At 43.1% G+C, this 22,142-nt stretch carries 19 protein-coding genes and 1 riboswitch; of the genes, 3 read left to right on the forward strand and 16 right to left on the reverse strand.

The features are described from left to right. Window positions 1–9: 9 nt before the first annotated feature. The 5 genes from thiE to O0550_RS06170 form a co-directional block, all read right to left on the reverse strand. Window positions 10–693, reverse strand: coding sequence for a thiamine phosphate synthase (gene thiE / locus O0550_RS06150; RefSeq protein ID WP_258425833.1), 684 nt, complete (start codon window positions 691–693; stop codon window positions 10–12). Further along, window positions 690–1,466: a thiazole synthase gene (locus O0550_RS06155; protein WP_258425834.1), complete on the reverse strand. Its 777-nt coding sequence runs from the start codon at window positions 1,464–1,466 to the stop codon at window positions 690–692. The genes thiE and O0550_RS06155 overlap by 4 nt, the downstream gene beginning before the upstream one ends. Before the next feature lie 3 nt (window positions 1,467–1,469). Next, the gene (gene thiS, locus O0550_RS06160) at window positions 1,470–1,685 is read right to left on the reverse strand and encodes a sulfur carrier protein ThiS (protein ID WP_258425835.1); all 216 of its coding nucleotides are present in this window, start codon (window positions 1,683–1,685) and stop codon (window positions 1,470–1,472) included. 88 nt (window positions 1,686–1,773) lie between these two features. Further along, a complete protein-coding gene (locus O0550_RS06165) occupies window positions 1,774–2,568 on the reverse strand; it encodes a thiamine phosphate synthase (protein WP_258425836.1) in 795 nt (264 codons plus the stop codon). Window positions 2,569–2,777: 209 nt separating this feature from the next. Further along, a riboswitch (TPP riboswitch) is annotated at window positions 2,778–2,887 on the reverse strand. A gap of 116 nt (window positions 2,888–3,003) precedes the next feature. Beyond that, window positions 3,004–3,360, reverse strand: a complete 357-nt coding sequence (locus O0550_RS06170; protein ID WP_003336012.1) for a hypothetical protein — start codon at window positions 3,358–3,360, stop codon at window positions 3,004–3,006. 539 nt (window positions 3,361–3,899) lie between these two features. On the opposite strand from O0550_RS06170, the gene O0550_RS06175 reads away from it, so the two are divergent. The 3 genes from O0550_RS06175 (at window position 3,900) to nadE (ending at window position 7,385) form a co-directional block, all read left to right on the forward strand. After that, window positions 3,900–4,493, forward strand: a complete 594-nt coding sequence (locus tag O0550_RS06175; protein ID WP_003336010.1) for a GNAT family N-acetyltransferase — start codon at window positions 3,900–3,902, stop codon at window positions 4,491–4,493. A gap of 140 nt (window positions 4,494–4,633) precedes the next feature. Then, entirely contained in the window at window positions 4,634–6,397 is a 1,764-nt protein-coding gene (locus O0550_RS06180) for a UbiD family decarboxylase (protein ID WP_258425837.1), read from the forward strand. A gap of 160 nt (window positions 6,398–6,557) precedes the next feature. Continuing rightward, complete coding sequence (nadE, locus tag O0550_RS06185; protein WP_003340537.1) at window positions 6,558–7,385, forward strand: NAD(+) synthase; 828 nt, start codon at window positions 6,558–6,560, stop codon at window positions 7,383–7,385. A gap of 194 nt (window positions 7,386–7,579) precedes the next feature. Here the strand turns inward: nadE and lplA are convergent, their stop codons facing one another. The 11 genes from lplA to O0550_RS06240 all read right to left on the reverse strand — a co-directional run bounded on the left by lplA (window position 7,580) and on the right by O0550_RS06240 (window position 22,001). Continuing rightward, entirely contained in the window at window positions 7,580–8,581 is a 1,002-nt protein-coding gene (gene lplA, locus O0550_RS06190) for a lipoate--protein ligase (RefSeq protein WP_022586773.1), read from the reverse strand. A 53-nt stretch (window positions 8,582–8,634) separates the two neighbouring features. Further along, entirely contained in the window at window positions 8,635–9,540 is a 906-nt protein-coding gene (locus O0550_RS06195) for a LysR family transcriptional regulator (protein ID WP_258425838.1), read from the reverse strand. A gap of 156 nt (window positions 9,541–9,696) precedes the next feature. Then, on the reverse strand, window positions 9,697–11,820 hold the full coding sequence (locus O0550_RS06200; RefSeq protein ID WP_258425839.1) for a WG repeat-containing protein: 2,124 nt from the start codon (window positions 11,818–11,820) through the stop codon (window positions 9,697–9,699). Between the two features lie 181 nt (window positions 11,821–12,001). Next, the gene (locus O0550_RS06205; protein ID WP_003336004.1) at window positions 12,002–12,271 is read right to left on the reverse strand and encodes a WXG100 family type VII secretion target; all 270 of its coding nucleotides are present in this window, start codon (window positions 12,269–12,271) and stop codon (window positions 12,002–12,004) included. A 151-nt stretch (window positions 12,272–12,422) separates the two neighbouring features. Beyond that, on the reverse strand, window positions 12,423–16,634 hold the full coding sequence (gene essC, locus O0550_RS06210; protein ID WP_258425840.1) for a type VII secretion protein EssC: 4,212 nt from the start codon (window positions 16,632–16,634) through the stop codon (window positions 12,423–12,425). A 26-nt stretch (window positions 16,635–16,660) separates the two neighbouring features. Then, window positions 16,661–17,074 carry a hypothetical protein gene (locus tag O0550_RS06215; protein ID WP_258425841.1) on the reverse strand — a complete coding sequence of 138 codons (414 nt, stop codon included), beginning with the start codon at window positions 17,072–17,074 and terminating at the stop codon, window positions 16,661–16,663. Window positions 17,075–17,088: 14 nt separating this feature from the next. Continuing rightward, window positions 17,089–17,904, reverse strand: a complete 816-nt coding sequence (locus O0550_RS06220) for a hypothetical protein (RefSeq protein WP_003340546.1) — start codon at window positions 17,902–17,904, stop codon at window positions 17,089–17,091. 27 nt (window positions 17,905–17,931) lie between these two features. Next, window positions 17,932–18,816: a hypothetical protein gene (locus O0550_RS06225; RefSeq protein ID WP_258425842.1), complete on the reverse strand. Its 885-nt coding sequence runs from the start codon at window positions 18,814–18,816 to the stop codon at window positions 17,932–17,934. A gap of 16 nt (window positions 18,817–18,832) precedes the next feature. Next, complete coding sequence (locus tag O0550_RS06230) at window positions 18,833–19,585, reverse strand: vWA domain-containing protein (protein ID WP_258425843.1); 753 nt, start codon at window positions 19,583–19,585, stop codon at window positions 18,833–18,835. A 283-nt stretch (window positions 19,586–19,868) separates the two neighbouring features. Beyond that, window positions 19,869–20,432 carry an ESX-1 secretion-associated protein gene (locus O0550_RS06235; RefSeq protein ID WP_258425844.1) on the reverse strand — a complete coding sequence of 188 codons (564 nt, stop codon included), beginning with the start codon at window positions 20,430–20,432 and terminating at the stop codon, window positions 19,869–19,871. A 261-nt stretch (window positions 20,433–20,693) separates the two neighbouring features. Beyond that, window positions 20,694–22,001 (reverse strand): Na+/H+ antiporter family protein, encoded by a 1,308-nt coding sequence (locus O0550_RS06240; RefSeq protein WP_096886739.1) that lies wholly within the window; start codon window positions 21,999–22,001, stop codon window positions 20,694–20,696. Window positions 22,002–22,142 lie beyond the last annotated feature (141 nt).

Consider the following 22,142-nt stretch of genomic DNA (forward strand, 5'->3'; position numbering starts at 1 on the left):
TATGCAAACTCATGTATAACTATGATTTTTATGAACATGGCAAATAAAATCCTGAACGGCTTTTTTGATATCAGGTGCTTGTGTAATAGCTGAAATGACCGCGATAGCATCGGCTCCATTTTTTCGCAAGCAACTTACATGTTCTGGCTTAATTCCACCTATAGCCACAATGGGGTACCCTCCTACAAATTTGCGAATAGCGGAAAGTCCATTGGGACCGATTGGCTCCCCAGCATCCGTTTTACTTTTCGATGTATACATAGGCCCTACCCCTAAATAATCAGCTCCATATGTAAGAGCGATTCGAGCTTCCTCTATATTGCCGGCTGATATTCCAATGATCATCTCAGGAGGAACTAATTGTTTAACCTGGGCAAACGGCATATCCTCATGTCCTACATGCACCCCGTCAGCCTGAACCTTGCAAGCCAAGCTCACATCATCATTAATCAGAAAAATGGCATCGTATGTATGACATAGCTTTTTCATACGGATCGCAATTTGCTCTCTTTGAATCACATCGCTGATGGAGCCAGCTCCTTTTTCTCGCCACTGAACGCATCCGACTCCCGCTTGAAGTGCCTCTGTCAAGATACGAAACATGTTTTCAACGGAGTTCCCGCAATCTTGACTACCTATTACTAAATAGATACTCCACTTTTGAGATAAAAGAGCGAGACGAGCCAGCTTCATGTCAGCATTCCTTCTATCGGACTACTAGCGGAAGCATAGCGTTTTCGAGGAATTCGTCCTGCTAAAAAGCCTTTTCGTCCAGCCTGAATCGCTAGCTTCATTGCTTCTGCCATTCGTATAGGGTCGTTTGCTAACGCAACTGCTGTATTTAATAATACGCCGTCTGCACCTAGCTCCATCGCTTGCGTCGCATCTGAGGGTGAACCAATTCCAGCATCTACAATGACGGGAACTGTCGCCTCTTCGATCATGATGCTAAGGTTCAGAGGATTAAGAATACCTTGACCAGAGCCAATTGGAGAGGCACCGGGCATTACAGCATGAACGCCTACTTCTTGTAGCTTTCGCGCGAGAATGGGATCGTCATTGGTGTAGGTTAAAACAGTGAAGCCTTCTTCCACCAATAAAGCAGATGCTCGCAGGGTTTCTATTGGATCGGGCAATAACGTTTTTTGATCTGCAATTACTTCTACTTTAATCATGTCGCATAATCCGCTCGCTTTTGCTAAACGTGCAATACGTACAGCCTCCTTTGCGGTGGTTGCTCCTGCTGTATTGGGGAGCAGTGTATACGCTGATAGGTCAAGCGATTCTAAAAAGGTAGGCTCGTTTCCTTTTTCCAAATTTAAACGGCGTACCGCAAATGTGATAATTTGCGCTTCAGAGATCGTTACTGCTGCTCGCTGGATTTCCAAATCACGAAATTTCCCGGTACCAATTAAAAAACGTGAGCTAAATTCATGCTCTCCAATTCGTAAAGTCGTATCCGTCATCGATTATCCTCCTCCAACAAAATGAACTATTTCTATGCGATCCCCATCCATTATGACTGTATGGGCATAGCTGGAACGATCAAGGATGATTTGATTGTGCTCAACAACCACTATTCTTTGCTCCAATCCATAATGAACAAGCAATTGCTCTACAGTCGTATCTTTTTCTACACTTGTTGCTTTCCCATTAACCTGAATCTGTACTGTGCTAGCGTGCAAAAACGGTCACCTCGTTTCTTGCGTGATTGTTTTTACGCCTATCTTTTCCAGCGTTTGGCGTAGCCTAAGCAAAAATCGAATAGAGTAGTTACTGGATAGCATTTTCTGCTGTTTTATCAAGCTGATCACGGTACTCTTTCATCCTTTCTTGCGGTTGTGCTGACTGCATGATCCCCGACATCACAGCAATACCCTCCGCTCCAGCCGCTATCACGTCCTTAACGCGATGCGGAGTTATGCCGCCTATCGCAAGTAGTGAGATACTAGGAGCTAACAGTTTCCGCATTCGCGTTACAAAGGGAAGACCACGCGGTTCTAGGCCGGGCTTACATTCCGTCACAAAGACATGCCCCGCTATCACAAAGGTTGGAGGACGGCTTGGTACGATATCATGTTCTGTCAATGAATCGTACTGGTCAGAGAGTTGTAACGATTGTACCGACAAGCATTCCTGATCGTTATGAACCGAACAACCCAGCAATTGGTGGGGGGCCAGCATACGACCTGCCAAGCTGGCATGCAAACTTTGCTGTCCAAGCTGTACACCGCCGCAATGATAAGCCATTGCTACATCCACACGGTCATTTACGATGATTCGATCCCTTGGAAAAACATCCGACAAGAGCCTGATCCATTCAGCTAATTCCCTTGCTGTCCGCTGCTTTTCCCGAATGTGTAGATAATCTACTCCTGCTTGGTCTGCCTTTTCAATAATGGGCAACACTTCTCTGAGAGTTTGACGCCCTGTGGTAATGAGATGAAGGGAGCGTGCTCGCAAAAATTCAACTCCTTTCGCAAAAACATTCGCATATGCCTTTTCTTGTTGTTTGAAACGAACCTCTATAGCTGACCGATCTAGTTGGGACCATTCATGGCCTGACATCAAAAAAGCCTCCGCTGTCTTTTCGGATAGTACCGAAATAGATAGCGGAGGCTAAGCTGAACTAGCTGTTCGTAAGCTGATAATCTTTAGTAGCTTACTGCTTTTTTGATCCATACTGTAAACGGCTACAGGTTGTTTTTTATAAAAAGAAAAACCACCCGTAGCGGATGGTTTCGTATGCATCTGAAAGAACAAAGTTATCTTCACTCTGTTCTCGGTTGCCCTCTTCCTCCGCCGGTATTAACCAGATCAGGTTCAACGGTCAGTAACGCATCGTGTTACAATCTCAGCCGACAGCTCGGCCCCCGCTCGGTACAAAGTTATAAAGTTTTGAATTCGCTTTTACAGTACCACGTCACTACTTATTTGTAAACAGATAGATTTTCTTTAGAAAAATTCTCGTTCATTGTTCACACCAGATCATTCTACCTCGTATCAGTGTGTAATCATTCCCTTATTCATTGCCTGCATACACTCTTCTAACCATCCCAGAGCCTTGGCCTGCTCCGGTACTTCTCTTACTTCCCGATATGCTTGTTCTACCAGCTTTTTTACTAAAAATAAACTGGAGAAATCTAACGCCATCACCACTTGTTTAGGCGGCTGCGTCTGTTCTTTTAAAGCCTCAACGCCATCTAATAAAATCGCCGCTGTCTTCTCAGCCACCTCATTTAGTTGCTCATGCTGTCTTAATTCATCGTAAAAACTATCATACAAACGGCACAAGATTAAAAATGCTTGTGTGCTAAGAACTACTTCGTTTGCATGTAGGTGCATCATTGAGTCTTCCACAAGTATGCCTCCGTCTCTTCCCATCTATCTGCCGTAGATTTATTTTTATTATAGCATGAATGTTTCCTCTAGGTGGCATTTTGCCCAGTTCTAGCCTTGCCATACTGTACATTGAATACAAATCAAAATAATCGTTCTATTACAAAAATAACATTTTCATGTATACAATCAAAATCCCCTTCTCTTTCTCTAGAAAGGGGACCTTGATGTTTTACACACATTTATGCTTTATGCGTATTTCCATTATCGCGAATGTTACTGTTTTGGTCATTGGTATCTAGCGTTTTCCCTCTGTTTTTCGCCTTATTTTTAGATTTGTTGTTCTTGCTGGACATGGTTTGACTCACCTCCCGATTGTTCGGCTTAGTTTCCCCGATGTGAGTGAAAGTTACACATGGAGGTGGATTTCTCTCCTCTAAATCATCCAGCTATCAACGTACAGCACTCCTAAAAAATGAGTTGCTTCTCTGCTGAATACCTTTTAATCTGATGATAGCAAAAAGGATTCAGAACTTTCACATAGATAGGTGGCCAATTACATGCTTGTTATTACTCCCATTCCACTACAAGGAACTTTTGTGGTACTCGAACCGCTACAGCCAGAACACGAAGCAGAGCTTCAGCAGGTCGGAAGCTTTCCCGAAATTTGGACCTTTTTACCGAAGGCAATGGTTACAAATGAGGACTGGAAAGCCTATTTTAAAAAAGCATACGATGCAAAGGATGCAGGAGTAGAATTTCCTTTTATCATTAGGGAACGTTCCTCCCAACGCATTATTGGTACTACGCGTTTTATGAATATTTCAAGTAAGGATGATCACTTAGAAATTGGTTCAACCTGGCTTACTCCACGCGTATGGAAATCAGGCGTGAATACGGAATGTAAATATTTGTTGCTAAGCCATTGCTTTGAACATCTCGGATGCGTTCGCGTTCAAATTAAAACCGATTCTCGCAACGAAAACTCACAACGAGCTATTCGGCGAATCGGGGCTACCTATGAGGGCACGCTCCGCAAGCATATGCGTCTGGCCAATGGTTATGTCCGTGATACTGCTATGTTTTCGATCATTGATTCAGAATGGCCTCAGGTAAAAGAGAAGCTGGCCCTTATGATGCAACGTTACTCATAGAAAAGTAAACCCTTCTTTGAAAAAAACCTCCCCATTTCGCTCATTTTATACAATCTTAGGCTAGATCAATGCAACCAGTTCGTGTACAGTTAAGAATAGAGATCAACAAGCGATGATAGATTATGAGGTGACCTCTTTTCATGCATACAAATTTACGAACTTTTATCCAACAGCTTCGCGATGAAGGACAATTATTGCAGATTGATACTCCTGTCGATCCCTATTTGGAATTGGCAGAAATTCATCGTCGAGTCATTGATGAACAAGGGCCAGCCCTTCTTTTTACAAATGTTAAAGGGAAAAGCTTCCCTATTGTAACCAATCTATTTGGAACCCGTGAACGGGTCGATATGGCATTCGGACCAAAGCCAGAAAAGATCATTCAGCAATTAGTAAGTAACATGGACAAGCTGATGCCCCCGAAGCTCTCTGCCCTTTGGGGATTACGTGATCCTTTATTAAGTGTCATGAAAACAGGTACGAAAAACGTATCGTTAAAAAATGCTCCTGTCGCTCAGGTACATACAACTGATGTCAATTTACATGAACTACCGGCTATTACTAGCTGGCATGAAGACGGGGGACCGTTTGTTACATTGCCACTTATCTACACAGAGCATCCCGTCAGTAAAGAACACAATCTGGGGATGTATCGTATTCAGCTATATGATGAAAATACTACGGGTATTCATTGGCAGATTCATAAAGGTGGTGGGTTCCACTATTATGAGGCAGAAAAACGTAACCGTGCTTTGCCGATAACCCTGACAGTTGGCGGACCACCTGCTTTGATTGTCTCTGCTATTGCTCCATTACCGGAGATGGTTCCGGAACTTATTTTCTCCTCTCTCTTAATGGGAGAAAAGCTAGGAATGACCGATGTAGATAATCATCCACATAAAATTATTTCGGAAGCAGAATTCGTGTTTGGCGGTATTGTCCCTCCGCATGTTCGCCGACCAGAGGGACCGTTTGGCGACCATTTTGGCTATTATTCCTTAGCTCACGACTTCCCTGTCTTCCATGTGCAGCAAATGTGGCGCAGGGAAGATGCCATCTATCCAGCTACGGTGGTTGGTAAGCCGCGCCAGGAGGATTTCTTTATTGGTGAATACCTGCAAAGTCTGCTGTCACCGCTTTTCCCTGTGGTCATGCCTGGAGTGAAGGCTCTTTGGACGTATGGGGAAACCGGCTTCCATGCATTAGCAGGAGCAATCGTACGCGAAAGCTACTATAAAGAAGCAATGGCCCATGCCTTTAGAATTCTAGGGGAAGGTCAGCTTACATTAACTAAGTTTTTGATGGTAACGGATGTGCATTGTGACCTATCGCAGTTCAGTAAGTTTTTAGAGATCGTGTTAGCTCGTTTCCAACCGGAACGTGATCTACTGATTGTCAACGATACCTCCAACGATACACTTGATTATACAGGACGCAAATTTAATCATGGTAGCAAAGGGGTAATGCTCGGCATTGGCGATCCTGTTCGTGACCTGCTACACACTTATAACGGGCCGGACATCCCGCGTTTTCCTCATGTAGAGGTTTTTTGCCCAGGCTGTCTCGTAATTTCAGGACCAAAATTTGAAGATGCCCCGCAAATAGGAGAAGATTTGATCGCTTATGCCAATGAACATGTCGCGGACTGGCCTATGATTTGTATCGTTGATGACGCTGCAATCTCTCGCAAGGAAAGCAGCTTCCTCTGGACAGTCTTTACGCGCTTTGATCCAGCAAACGATCTATATGCCAAATCAACTATCGTACGCAATAAAATCCGTTATGAGGGGCCATTAATCGTAGATGCTCGTATGAAGCCGTTCTATCCAGCAGAAGTCGAAACCCGTCCAGACATTGACAAACTGGTCAGCAGACGTTGGAAGGAATACTTTCCTCATCTGTAAGTAATAGTCCTTGTGTGCCGCTTCTAGATCGGCGTACAGGAAATAGACAACCTCCTACCTCAGATGAAAGAGGAAGGAGGTTTTTCTATTGCCAGATTTACTTTGCAAGGAAAATCCATATAATATAAAAGAAGATAGTCGGAGCAATGGAGGGATAAGCATGCGACAAAAACAAATTCAAGCGGAACTGGATGTGCAACCGACCATCGATCCGCAGCAAGAGATACGATCAAGAGTGGAATTTTTAAAACAATATCTGCTTGCAACGCACACCAAAGGGTATGTACTTGGAATTAGTGGTGGACAAGATTCTTCATTGGCAGGTCGTCTCGCCCAATTAGCCGTGGATGAGATTCGCCAAGAAACTGGTAAGGATTATAGCTTTATCGCTGTTCGATTGCCATATGGAGTTCAACAGGATGAAGATGATGCCCAGCGTGCGCTCGCTTTCATTAAGCCCGATCGCACGGTTACGGTTAATATAAAACCAGCTGTAGATGCTTCCGTACAAGCCTTTGAGGAAGCTACTGGAGAACAATTATCTCACTTTCTTAAAGGAAACATTAAAGCACGCGAACGTATGAAGGTTCAATATGATCTAGGCGCCCACTACCAACTATTAGTGATTGGAACAGACCATGCGGCTGAAGCGGTTACCGGCTTTTTCACTAAATTCGGAGATGGTGGTTGTGATGTAACACCTCTCACAGGCCTTAGCAAGCGTCAGGGTAAACAGTTATTACAAGCTCTTGGTGCAGAGGAATCTCTCTATGCCAAGATACCTACAGCAGATCTTGAGGATGATAAACCACTTTTACCTGATGAAACAGCGCTGGGCATGTCCTATGAGCAATTAGACGATTACTTGGAAGGGAAATCTGTTCCAAGCGAGATTGCTGAAAAAATTGATCAGCGTTACCTTCGTACAGCACACAAACGCCACCTTCCCGTTACGCCATTTGATACATGGTGGAAGGAACAAAAATAAAGCTTGTTACATAGCTAGGAGGGCAAACGATGCTTGCCCTATCCGAATACCTAAAGGCTTATGATGTAAGCAGGTTAGCAGATTGATGCTGCTAGCCTGCTTTTCATTTACAAAAACCAAAAACAAAAAAACAAGGCGAAATCATCACCTTGTTTTTTTATAACATGCATCCTGAATAGGAATGTCGTGATTTGCTATTCGTTGTCATGGTCAAAAAACAGCGTCAATAATTCCTCGACCGTAATAGCTCCAAAATAAGTTGGCAAATGAAGTGACTCCAAAACCTCACGGATCGCTTTCTTCTCCATCGGAATATCGGTAAGCTTTTGCTCAATATCAGATACTTCCCCTACTCCGAAGAAATCGCCATAAATTTTTGCGTGTTTGATTTTTCCCTTCTCCACATCAAGGCGAAGCTCAATCGTTCCTACCGGAAAACGTTTGGTTTGTTGGAAATTGCTCTTCGGTGATTTTCCATAATTCCACTCCCAATTTTGGTAGCGTTCCTTGGATAGCTCATGGATGTTTTTCCAATCCTCTTCAGTCAACACGTATTCACTTACTTCACCCTGAGCAAAGATGGAGTGTAAAATTTGTTGTTTAAACTCTTCGATAGTCATTGGTTTCTGTAAAAATTCTGTGATATTAGCAACTCTACTACGGATTGACTTGATACCCTTCGATTCAATTTTAGCAGCATTCACCTTCAGCGCTGCTACTACATTCTCCATTTCAGAGTCAAATAAGAGAGTACCGTGGCTAAACATGCGTCCCTTCGTGGAGTATTGAGCGTTGCCCGAAATTTTACGTTCACCGACTTGAATATCGTTTCGTCCGCTTAATTCAGCCTCTACTCCCATTTCCTTCAAAGCGAACACAACTGGTTCCGTAAACTTTTTAAAGTTATGAAAGGACTTGCCATCATCATTGGTAATAAAGCTAAAGTTTAGGTTACCTAAATCATGATAAACCGCACCACCACCTGATAAACGGCGGACAATGTGAATTTGATGCTCGTCCACATAATCCGCGTTAATTTCCTCGATCGTGTTTTGGTTTTTACCAATAATAATGGATGGCTCATTTATGTAAAACAACAGATAATCATCATCTGCCGGCAGGTGTTTTAAGGCATATTCCTCAATAGCTAGATTGATTCGTGGGTCTGTAATGCCTTGATTGTCAATGAATTTCATGTTGATGCCCTCCAGTGCCAGTTGTCAGTAAGAATGATTTTCACTCTATTATCTCATCTCTTACTCTGTTGCTCAAGCTCTGGAGATTGCAATATCATGTCTTCGAAAAATTGAGCCGCCCTACTTTTCGGTCTACCTTTTTTTGTAATGAGCGAAAAAAGACGTTTATGCGAATTTGAACTGATCGCAAGCGCTTTACATTCTTTCAAAAAAATCTCGCGTTTCGCAATCAAACCAGAAACAATTGACAGGCCAAGTCCGGCCATTACTGCCTCCTTAACTGCTTGGCTGCTACTAAACTCATAATAACGCTTTACTTGTATCCCCAGCTCTTGGATAATTTGATCACTTTGCTCACGTGTCCCTGACCCAGACTCCCGAAAAATCCATACTTGGTTCTCTAAGTCAGCCTGAGTTGCAACCTTTTTGCGTGCCAAAGAGTGGTCGTTTGGAACAAGCAGCACCAATTGATCCTCCATAAAAACCTGCACATCCACATCAGAGCTACTGATTGACCCTTCAATTAATCCTACATCGATTTTCTCATCGATTAACGCCTCAATGATTTCTCGAGTATTATTAATTTTTACCTGCGTCTGTACCTTTGGATACTCCTTGGTATACATAACCAATTGCTTAGGCAAGAAATACTCCCCAATCGTATAGCTTGCACCAAGGGAAAGGAGTCCGCTTACTTCTTGCTTGAGGGCTTGCAGCTCCAATCGGGTTTCATCTACGGCATAGAGAATCTGTTTAGCTTTCTGATAAAAAAGTTCTCCTGCTCTAGTCACCCTCACATGCTTTGGGGAACGAATAATAAAGCTAGTATCAAATTCTTCCTCTAAATTGCGAATATGTAGACTGACCGCGGGTTGCGACAGATTAAGCTCTTCAGCAGCACGGGAGAAGTTTTGCTTTTCTACTACTTTGACAAAAATTCGTAGGGAATCGAAATTCATGGATCAGAACTCCTCCTCTGGCTCGTTTATTCCTTCCTTATTCTTATCTCAGCACCAAATCCCCTTCTAAACGCGTCCAGAAGGGGATGGATAATCATTTTCTTATCGAGAATCGTGGCAACTAGTTTTAGGGCTATTAAAACCGGAACAGGGTGGCTACTGGGTATGCAATTCTATCCCCTGAGGATTAATGACTACATTCTCTCCGTCCTTTTTCACTGTAGCTTTTCCATTTTGAAAGCTAGAAGCCCAATCATAGGTTAATGCAATGACTACCTGACCTGTAGTATTCACGTAGCCAAATTTACCATTCTTCTTCACTACAGCAAAACCTTCCGAAAAAGGCATTGCATAATCATACTGATACTCGACCACGACATTAGCAGAGCCAGTTGAATCTAACTCAACAAAGCCCCACTTCCCTGCCCTTTCTCTAGGGATAAGAGTGGGATGTTTCGGCTTTGGAGTGCTTTTTTTCTGATTCACCTGTATCTTGTCTTTTTCTTGTGTATGTAACGTTACTTTAGTAGGTGACACCTGAGCTGGTTTTGTTTTGCCCTGCGCTACTTCCTTTACTTGTATATCTTTCTTGGTCTTTTCAGGCTTTATGCTAGTGGTTTTTTTAGGGGCTTGTTGCTCATTCGTCTGTTCCTTCTTTCCTTGAGCTGCTTGTCCTTTGGCATCGCGTTCAGCCTTCTGCTTCGCTAGCTGCTCCTCCTGTACGGCTATCTCCTGTAGGTTTTTAGCAGCCTTTAGTTGTTCCACAGCTTCTTTTTCCAAAGGTTCTCGCGCTTCCTTATCTTGTTTTTCCCCTTCCGGAGGTTTTGTTATCTCAATAGCATTGACTGTCTGCTTCTTATTTTGTTCATTACTCCACATAAGACCACCAACTGCTACGAGAAAAAAGGCAGCTGCCACCCCTACTCCAAGCGATTTTTTAGCCATGCTGTTTTTACGTTCCGCCTGCTTGGCAGGTGCCGATTTGGGTGATCTCTCCTCTGGGAGAGGCTTTGGTGTTTTTATTTTTGTTTCAAGCTCAGCGATTATCATCCATAAATCCTGGGCTAGAGCATGCTGGGGCTCTAGTTGCTTCTGCACAGCTCGATACATCTCTATTGCACGTTCCAGCTCTCCTTGTGCTTCCCACTGTTTAGCATGTTCTATTTTTTGGTAGATGGCAGGTAAATTTGCAAAGTCTCCCTGTGCGTTTTCTTCCGTTTTCAAGATTTCTGGAGCAGGCAATCGTTCTGTTTCTTTTCCGGAAAAAGGCATGTCCACTTGCGGTATGGAGATATGAATCGGTGGTTGATCGGCCATCTTCTGCTTTTCGAATCCTATCTGCCCTTCTTCCTGTACATCCATTAAAGCGAGTAACCATTCTCCAAAAGTTGGGCATTCATTTAGCTCCTTACTTTGCCAAGCACGATCAAGCAAGGAAGCAATCTCTGCCCCCCAATAATTACGAATAGAATCTATCAAAAGTGGATATCTTTTTGTGCTGTGAGGTATTTCTTCTGGATGGAAATAGCTTTCTCCCCAAGCGGCTTCTCTGACCGTTTCATCATACCAGCCTAATATCTCGGCTAGTAAAATAGCTCCAGAGAATCGATCTGCATATTTACTCCATAAGCCTAATGGAGAGGTTTGTGGCAGGGAATAGCCAGGAGATGCTGCAAATAAGACATCAGGACGCTCCAATCTCGGTCCATATAATTGCTCTACGTCTACCAGCTCTACATAAGAAAAGCCGTCTTCTACCTGATCCCTGACCAAACCTGGCAAAATCAAGTTGGGACCGGATAAATCACAATGAGCTAACCCTTGTTGTTCCATAGTTGATAAAACTTTAGCTAATGAACGTGCTGTAGTTAAGCTGTCTGCCCGGCTTAATGCCCGTTTATCTATAATAATATCCATCCAAGTAGGTCCTTCTATCCAGGGCATAACCACTGCATACATCAGATCGCGATGCTGACTTAATAGCTCTCCATGTTTCTGAGGTGTCAATATAACGCGGTCACATACAGATAGCCCTGGTAAACTAGCAAAGTCCCTGATTTGCTCAGAAAGATAAACCTGCTTTGGATCTTTATACTGCTGACGAAACACCTTTAATGCCTTCCACTTGGAATCTGCTTCTTTTCGAGGAATCATTTGATAGACAATTCCTTGACGCCCCTCCTGACCGTAAGGAACATGAGGAGCGACTGGATGCTCGCCGATTGTATATGTAGCATTGTGTAGATGAAGCTCTTCCTCTACTCTCGGCTGAAATACCATGAGAGCCTCCTCTCTTTCTTACCTTGTAGTATTCATATAATAAACATAGATGGTGGAACGCAAAAAAACATACAGGCGCGTTCAATGGATTTTTAACTATTGATTTTTGTCCTATGTAATCTCTCACTGAGAAAAGGACTAGGCTCTCTTTCCCACCTAGTCCTTTTCTGATTTTCTTGCTTTATTGAGAATCCGCCTGACGGAACTTCGTCGCAATTGCATGTAATTCATGTGATATACTTTCAAGCAACAGGACAAATCCAGTCATTTGCCTGTTCGCTTCCTGAAATTCCTGGAAGAATTTTTGTTTCGTCATCCCGTCCCACTGACCTTCCATTTGATGAATTTGTTGGTTCAGACGATCAATCACTTGCTGACTTTGTTCCTTGCTTTGTTGAAACTGGTTTGCTACTTCATCCACTTGATCAGGCGAAATTAAAATGCGTGACATGTTCTTTTTCCCCCCAAGTCGTTCACATTCTCTTTTGTCCTATTGTAGCCTAGAGTATTTTTAGAAACAATTCCCAATTTGTAAGGAAGCCGATTTAGAAAGAAACACCTATGTTCACTTATAGTTAAAAAGGACTTTTGCCCTTCAATTTTTAACAATAACTTTTATTTTGTGAATCTATCGGCCTACAAGCATCCTTCTGTACCCATTTTTGATTGATAGTGTGGATGAGCTCTTGTAGGGATCGCTCCTCGTTGAAAGGCATAGCTACCTTGACTCGATGATAACGCCTTTTAGCAAAGTAGCCCTGACCTGGTGGCAGCATTTTATTATAGGCAGCATGCGGATAATGACTAGCTTCCGTCGATGGGATTTTCAAGAAAGCCAAGTCATTAGCATCAATACTGCCAAATAAAAAGCCTGTTTGCATATTTTTAATCTCGGATAACCAATCGTTGCTACTATATGGAAAATCAGATGGCACCCCAGAGATAATCACATACAGATCGCGGCTTCTGCCTTGTCGAAGCAACTGAGTCAATTGATCCTTGATTTGATAATCTGTGATCTGCTTGAAAAATAAATCTGCATCATCAATTACCAGCAGAAGAGCTGGCTCTTTATGATTTTGGTCCTCTAATTTATCTGTTTTGATGGATTCAGCCTGATTGAACAATTCCTTGCACATCTGAGAAGAAGTCGATTGCTCTCTGTAAGATTGATTTTTTAGCTGATCATCATGGGTGTGGCGCATTTTTATTTTCGTACTTAGAGTAGTAAGCAATTCTGTAAGCTCGCTCTCTCTAGTGGCCGTCCCCTTTACGTGTGTTACGTGTTCTAGAGCTAGTAAGGATACGGAACTAGGTCGGAAGTCGATACAGTAAATTTCCAGATCTTGTGGAGACACTCGAGCGCATAGAGATAGTACCCATGTCATTAAAAAGGCGGTTTTTCCCCCTTCCATCGGACTCCCTACCACAAAATACGGGCCTTCTTTTACATCTACTTCAAACAAAGTTAAATCATCTACATATATACCTACAGGAACTCTAAATGAATTAGAAGGTGAGGATATGGAAATATCCGTTATACTAGAGAGAGAGGATTTATTAGGAATAACAGACTTGATAGCTAATAGCTCCTCTAGGAAAATAACCTCTGGTAGTGACAAAATTTCTTTTGGACGGTCCCCATTCCAAGCAATGCTCATCTGCTCCATTACATTGCGCAGTCGAACCGAGCGCTGCATGTCGTCGTTGCCCGCTATAGGTAAAGCAGTCTGAAACTCAAGTGGAGGCACTTGTCCTTTCACTAGTCCTCTTCCTTCTGATAAATGGACGGGTGGTTTTGTAGGACGCCCCACCGCAAAATAATAGTCGCTTGGATCAGATAGCTCAAAGGCAATTCCCAGAGAAAAGTTACCTCGTATTCTCTCCACAATATCTGTAATACGGTTAGCAGTCACAACGAAAGAAAGTCCTACGCTTCCCCCTTCTCTTACTAGCTGCTCTAGCTGTTCATTCTCATAGGAGTACTGATTTCGGAAGTTTAGATAGCCATCTATGCATACGACAATTCTAGGGACGGTCTTCCCCGTAGACATTTGGTACGCTCGAAGTGTTTTCACACCGCTATTTGCAAGTAGCTCTCGGCGTCTGCCTACCTCCTCAAGCAGATAACGAAATAAACGCTTGATTTTATCTGTTTCCTCATCCAAAATAACGGAGCCAACATGAGGCAAATACGAAAAGTCGCGTAGCGTTCGTCCAAAATCCAACAAATAAAAATGAAGGTGTTCTGGAGAATAACGAGTAGCCAGGGATAATAGTAAGGTTTGTAAAAATGTAGTCTTTCCTGTTCCCGGCATCCCATAAATAGGTAAATGCCCTTCCTCTAGTGATAGTAGCAATGGCTCCTGTCGCTGCTGTGCCACATCGTCTACTAAGCCTACAATGGCAGATAGACCCGGGGCATTGGCTCTCCATTCCTTACCATTCCAACCGTATGTACACTCTGAAATATCCTCTAAAGCAAGCTGTTTGGGCAAAGGAGGAAGCCACGGACCAGATAATCGGCTGACCCCTTCTCTCTCTGCTATGCTTGCCAGATATTCCATTAGGACCTGAAGCTGCTTCTTTTGCTTTCTCGTTTGATCTGTGTTTAGCTCTTCTTTTATCTCACATTTCGTACGTTTTCCACTTAATGAAACCTCGTAAATCTCCGGTTCTTTTTGATTTCGCGTCTGCTCTGCCAGATATGGTGCGCCACTCCAGGCAAACTGGACCAAATCAAATTCCTCATTGCTCCCCACCTGTAAGTAGCCACGCCCCGGCGTTGTTATCCATGCTGCATCCGGTATCTTTAGCATTTCCCGGCTATCTGCATCATCCTGAACTCTAAGACAAATACGAAAACGGGCATTACTCCAAATCTTATCATCTACGACACCGCCAGGCTTTTGCGTAGCTAGGATTACATGCACGCCTAACGTTCTACCAATGGTTGCAATTGATATTAGTTCATTCATAAACTCCGGCTGCTCTTTTTTTAGTTGAGCAAACTCATCAATAATAATAACCAAATGAGGTAGCGGATGAGTCATCCGCCATGTCGTTTCATAATACTCATCAATGTGCTGAAGGTCTCCAGCTTCATTTAAAATTTTTTGCCGACGGATTAACTCAGCGCGTAACGAAACCATCGCTCTTTCTACGAGCTGATCATCCAGATTGGTGATGGAGCCGACCAAATGCGGTAAATCTCTAAACGTGTTAGACATTCCCCCGCCTTTATAGTCAATCAATAGAAAAGTCATCTCATGAGGATGATAATGAACGGCTATTGAGGCAACAATGGATTGAATAGCCTCGCTTTTTCCTGAACCTGTCGTGCCAGCCATTAATCCATGCGGACCATGCCCACGCCGTTCTATTTTGTCATGTATATTCAACAGGACTTTTTTTCCACCTGTTCGCACTCCCACTGGAACTGGCAAGGATTGCGGAAACCGATTCGCCTGCCAAAGTGCAGTTACATCCAAATCTTCTATTTTTTCAATCCCCAAAAGCTCAAATAACGATAGTCGCTGTGGAATTTCTGCTGATGTAGAGCGCTTAACCTTTACACCTGCCATCATTCGCGCAGCATGCTCCGCTTTATCTAATGGGAGATCGTCTATAGTACATGCAAATTCTCCCTCTTCTAGACCAGTCACATCCCCTGTCACCGTTTCTTTACAAACACCGCGATCGCCCTGTATTTCCACAATCAATTGACACTGCATAGGCAACGAATCTTTCCTATCCGCCAGTAAAATCGTACATGCTCCCATTGCTTCAGCCTCTTTTAAAAGTAAGGGCAAAATAGGCTCGTCCTCAATTAGATGGGGCGCTGACAGAATAAACACCCAGCAAGGTACCTCTGCCTCTTTACGAAAATCAGTAGCCCTCGTCATTTTCCGCCGGTTTAGCTGACTGTACAAAACGTCGAGTAGTTGGTGAGCGCTTCCTTTTTCCTGAGCAACGAATCGCATCGTCTGTTCATCATCCCAAGTATGCGGCAGCCAGCGTAGCCATTTCCATTGCTCTTCTTCCCACTCTGGATAAAAGGCAGCGATTTTCACCTCATCTGGTGAGTGATGTGTCGCCATCTGCAATACCATCACTCTGATCGCATTTAGAATAGCCTCCTGCTCACCGACCACGCCTATGACTTTCGATTGATACAGGGGTAGTTGAATAGGAACCGACTCAACTCTTTCAAAGGCTTGAGCCAACGCCTGGGCTTCCTCAATCAAAGGCTCTGTCTCATAGCCTTCCTGTTTGGGCGCTATAATCTGATAGATAGCTGGCAGCGTTCCTAGTCCCAAACGCAACTGTAAAAAATCCTCATCACGTGCAGAACGCTCCCATAGCGAACTGCTTCTCTCCTCTATCCGCTGTATACACTCCCAAACAGACGGATTCAATTCGTGCATAATGGCTTGCTGTTCCATTTGTAACTCTTTTAATTCTCTTTTGTGTTTCTCTAATTGCTCCTGGTACTGAATGGTTCGTGTTTCTGCCTGTCTACGATATTTTCTCTTGTTATGCAGATAGGTAAACACCGGAACTGTGTATGAAATAATCATGGTGCTCATAAAAATCATTTGAAACACAAAAAAATTCTTGTTTCCCGTATTCATTCTCGATCCCATATATAAATAAGCAAAAAGCGAAATCCCCGTAATAATAATGGGGATTAAGATAGAAATGATGGAGAAAGCGGGTGGTTGGGGAACAAGAGGAGGTCGATGGATTTCTACTGTTTGCTTGGGTAATGTACGCTTTAAGCGCGGTGATCGCTGAAAATAATCATAGGCCATTCCTGCTCCCCCTCCCCTGTATTCGTTTATAAGGTTTTCCACACATACCCTTTTAGCTCGCTCTTGTTTTTGTCTTTTTTCTCATTTGCTGGATGTACATGCCCAGATTCAGATAATGGTTGTTGATATAATGAGCGCCAACCTTCAATTGTTTGGCCCTCCCCACCAGTAGAAAAGCTACGCTGTACTCTCAAATATGCCCCGGACTTGACACCTAACTCAGACAATGTGGAGTCTGACGAAAGGATTTTCCATTCATGTTCTCCCACTTTCATTTCTAGCAGATATCTTGCATCAGTCCCTCTATGGGGATCACAGACTTTTACCATGCAAGAGACCTTTTCGGCAATCATTTGACAAGGGAAATGAGTCGGTAATTCAAAGTCTGGCCACTTACTTTTATCAGCATTTGTTACAATTGTCACAATGATTTTATCCATTTCTCCACCATTTTTTAGATCGTCTGAGCGACCAGCTTTTCTAAAATGATTTCCTGCAAAATTTCATCCATTTCCATATGAGAGCTGGGAGAAATGCATACCCAATCCTCTCGTTCCTTCACAAATAAACGAATCAGCCAATTGGCAATACTAGAGGTCAGAAACGTCATGCCATTTAAGCTCCATTCATTTTGATGCCATGACATTGTAATTAGTTGTCCCTCGCACCATTGAGCTTTCAAGGACTGAGCAAAAGCCTCTGCTGCATCCTGATGGCACTGATAATCCTTTAAGGTGGCACAAATCTCATCAATTGAGGCGGTTTCTACCATTCCTCTGATCTGTTGAAAAATGGCATTTGGTAGTTCAATAGAGGGAACTACTACTTTTTCCTCAGCGTTTTTTCTGATTCGATTACACATTGTTTTACTGGCTTCTAAGGGGTTACCTAAGGCTAGTAGCTCATATACGTTTTTACCGCCTACTGCTGCTATTTTTTCCACTACAACTTCTCGGTCAAAATGAAAATACCCCTCATAATCTTCTCTATGTTTATCCGTGTAACGAAAATAACAGCACGTTGTGGCATGTCCGCACGGAGCTACAAGGGAATTTACCATCTCATCTATGTACAAGCCTGTTTCATCTTCAAAAATATACCCTTTGTGTAATAGCTCTGTCTTTATTAGGTCCCATTCCTCTTGCAAGTCTTCTGTTAGATACCCAGCATAAGGCTCTGCTATACCTAGTACTTGATCAGCACCAGTTAGGCATGCTAAAAAGTATAGCTGTTTATCCGTGATTGAAATAGTTTCAATCGGATTTTTCATACTAGCCTCCTTACAATGCTATTGATTTTATCGCGTAAGCCAAGCGAACCACTCTCTTTTGTGTCCCGCCTTATCGTATGGGATAAACGAGTCTGTCTGATTCCAGCTAACATCCATTAACGCTATATCATCACTAAGCGGACTGTCACCCGCTTGAAGAATCATGGACTGTAGCTCGTTGTCTGTCGGGAGCGGATAGCATTTATCTAATGTGGCTAAGCCATCTGTATAGGCTATCATTCGTGTAAAGCGATGTTGTCCAGCTAAACTGGATTGAAATAAATGAGGCTTTCCTCCCACAGGTCCATGTAACGTTGACCAGCGCTCTTGTGTAGTAAATGTTCCTTGTAAGCATTCCGTTATTTCAAGCTCTTGGTTAAATAATCGTAACCGTAAATCCCCCTGCCAAGCGAACAGGATTCTTCCATTAGGAAAGGAATGCGAGGGTAGATCAATGCGCCCGCAAATGTACATGGCTTCACTTCCATGTGTCCGCTTCGATTCTAATACATCACGTAGCAAGCCTGTAATTCTTGAAGGTATCGGATGATTATCTATGATTCTACTCGTTACAGCGGTTAACGATTGTAGATGTATATCCAACTGTTGTAGAAGGAACTCCTCTCGCTCCTCTTTCTCAAAGAGATCGGAAGCAAGCCAATCTAGTAGCCCGTCTCCTAGCATTTTGGCCGCAAGCTCCCCACAGTAAGAGAGCGATACGCCATCACACAATGCAAATAAAAAAGACTGCTCGTTTCTGGCAAACGTAAGATAATCCTGCCCCTTCTCCTGAGCATGTTGCGTTTCCAAAGCCCGGGCGTACGCATATCTCCAGACAAAATGGTCCTCTTCTCTTGTTACAGACTGCTCTGTGTGTTGATGTATGTTTTTATAACGATAGGCTAATTTCACATTGCATCACCTGTCTTTAACGGACGGGGGTTGCTGCCGACATTTGAAACCCTAAAGACACCAATTCTGGACTGGTAGCCGGAAACATAAGCAAGGCACCCTTTTTTAATTGATACATGGACTCACTCATCATCTCACGATAGCTCTCCGGTAAGACAGAGGACATGGAACGCAGCCTATTGGCATGTTCATCTCTTAAAATTGTATCTGGCATGATTCCGTCCCAGCGCTTCACATCGACAAGCTCTTGATCATGCAGCTCTTCGGAAATAAAAATGTTTTCTACAAGCACATGTCCATCAGGAACAGCCATTTGCATAATTCGTTTGACAATGGGCTCCGGATCTTCACCAGTCGCAGCACCATCTGTCATATGACAGATCAAAGGGGCCGGAGAATCTTGTAGAAACGGGAGCTCTTCTAGCAATAATTTTTCAACTTGTTTAAATGCTTTAGCCATATCTGTCAATCTACGCGGACTTATTTCAGGTAGCTTCCCCAAACGGGCTACCTCATCTATTCCTCGAATTCCATCCAATAAATCATATACTTCATCGCTGTATGCTAACATTGCGATGCGATAGCGTGGGGACATCCGAGTTCCCTTTGTCGAACGAAAAATCATCTGTCGAATGGCAGCAGATAATGCTTCCATCACTACATCAATCCTACGTTTATCTCCCATAGGCAGACACATGGAACCACTCACATCAATCAGGTAAATGATAAGAGCAGGGGTTCGATGTGTCGCTGGTAACTCATAGGTCATAATCGACTCTCCTTATGCTCCTGTTGCAGAGAACCACGGTAGAAGCGCTTGACTTTAAGCCACCGTGATCTTATTTGGAATATGAAGGGTTTTATGTGTTCCCTTCTTTCAACGCTTCCCAAAGGAGATTCCCCCCCTTTTTGATCATTACTTATACTACTTTCCAAGCGGCTCTGATTGCTACTACAGGACGATAAGCATTCGCTCAGCTAAAAGGCCTGCGTAACCTTACTGGTGTAATAAAGATCAAAAACTCGCCTTCCTCCCTAGCAGAACAATCGCTTTAGGACCTCGGAATTTTTTCACTTACTTTAACCAATCCAGATACAGAAGGCTGAACCTGATCATCTTCATTTGTACCCTCGCTATATCCATCATGTATAGAAGTATCAAGAAATTGTATATTTTCACGGACAAATTGAAAACGTGCCATTGGCAGCTCTTCCGTGCTGCCCAATGTAGCTAAATGACGTTGCATATCCTGCTGTGGAAAAAAGCGTGAAGAGCTTGTTAATCCCAGTACAGCTCCCTGCTCTCTCAATTGATGTCGAACCTGCTCTATTGTCATCGTTAACCGCTCTGCACTTTCTCTATCAACTTGTTGAAAGCGTTCCGCAGATTCGACGAGACGCTTAGCTAAATCGTTGGAGTGTGCTTGCAGTTGCTCCATGAGGGCACGGACAGCACGCCAATTATCCTCTAGCTGTGTGTGTTGCCCAATTTCCCAGCTTAGACTTTCCATTGCATGATGCAAACGTCCTTCTATTTCATTCCACTCCTGTGCAGCTCGTTTGTATTCGTGACCCAATTCTTGCAACAGATGCGGATGTACTAGTATTCGCGACATCTCTTATCCCCTCTGATTTACTCATACTCGTTCTAACAGGTAATACGAAATTTCATTACTCTTGACCTTGGAAATGAATCATGATGCTCACTTAAACAAGATTTCTGGAACAAATTCAGGGATTTTCCCTATCTTTTTAGATTTACAGAACCAGGAACTTCATACTAGAGTAATTGGTCCTGTTTTTTTCGTTACGTATAGGTATATAGATACAAAAAAAGTCTTTTTCACTGAAAAAGACTCCCTATCATTTGATGAGAATTACAGAGTAAAGGCAGCTAGCAGTCCAAATATAAATAAGGGTATATTATAATGAAGAAATGTAGGTACGCATGTATCCCAGATATGATGATGTTGCCCATCTGCATTCAATCCTGAGGTAGGCCCTAGCGTGCTATCGGAAGCTGGAGATCCTGCATCCCCCAAAGCTCCGGCTGTACCAATTAACGCCGCTGTCGCAAGTACAGAGAAGCCCAGTCCAGCACAAAGCGGTACAAAGATAGCAGTAATGATTGGGACCGTACCAAATGAAGAACCTATTCCTATGGTGATCACTAAACCGATTAATAGCATAATCACACTAGCTAAAAAACGATTTTGACCGAAATATTCCACTCCAGAAGCTACTAGCTGCTGAACAGCTCCTGTCTCTTTCAACACAGTAGCATAACCAGAGGCAAGGAGGATAACAAAGGCGATAAATCCCATCATAGCAACACCGCGCTGCACCACCTCGTCCCCCAAATTCCACGGCACCACTCGGAAAATAAATAAACAAACAATTCCTGTAAGCGAACCAATAATGAGTGATTTCGTCAATAATTGCACGGTTAATGCTAAGAGAATGGCTACGAGGGTGAATGCATGTCGTTTGGTAAAACGTAATTCTTTCTTCTCGTTATCCTGGTCAGTATCTGTAGCGATAATTTGGTATGTTCTGGGTTTACGATAGCTAATGAATAGTGCCACCAATAACCCTACGATCATACCAATCCCTGGAATAAGCATTGCTTTTGGAAAATCGGTTACTGCAATTGACATCCCAGCCTTCCCCATTTCAGATACAACAATCTGATGATAGATCAGCCCAAAGCCCGCTGGAAGCATAATATAGGGTGCTTGCAAGCCAAATGTTAACGCACAAGCAACAGCACGACGATCAATTTGCATTTTAGTAAACAAGCTCACCAAGGGTGGGATTAGAATAGGTATAAAGGCAATATGCACAGGTACTGCATTTTGCGACAAACAAGCTGCTGTAGCAATGGACATCAGTAAAATACCACGTTTTCCACGCAATACCACCAATAATTTTTTTACTAATAAGGCTGTAATATCAGACTTAGCGATCATCACAGCAAACATCCCAAGTAAAATATAACTGAGCGCTGTTTCTAACTGTCCGCTCATCCCCTGCACCATCATCTGGATGGTGTCAGTTATGGAACCACCGGCAACCAGCCCTGCGGTGATGGAAGCGGCGATCAAGCCAAAAATGACATTTAATCGCAACAGCGACAGTATAACAATTACGATCACCGAAAGTATAACTCCATTAAATAATAGCATATCGTTCACCTACGCTTTAGTATATTAGCTAACTAAAGTTATAACATAGTAAAGTGTTTGTGACAAGCGCTTTTATAGCTCGAAATACAGCGCATCTCCTTCTCAAAATCATTGCAGGTACCTGAGTAAAACGCCGAATTT

Origin of the sequence: Brevibacillus halotolerans, from assembly GCF_026891775.1 — a bacterium.
Lineage (GTDB): Bacteria > Bacillota > Bacilli > Brevibacillales > Brevibacillaceae > Brevibacillus_B > Brevibacillus_B halotolerans.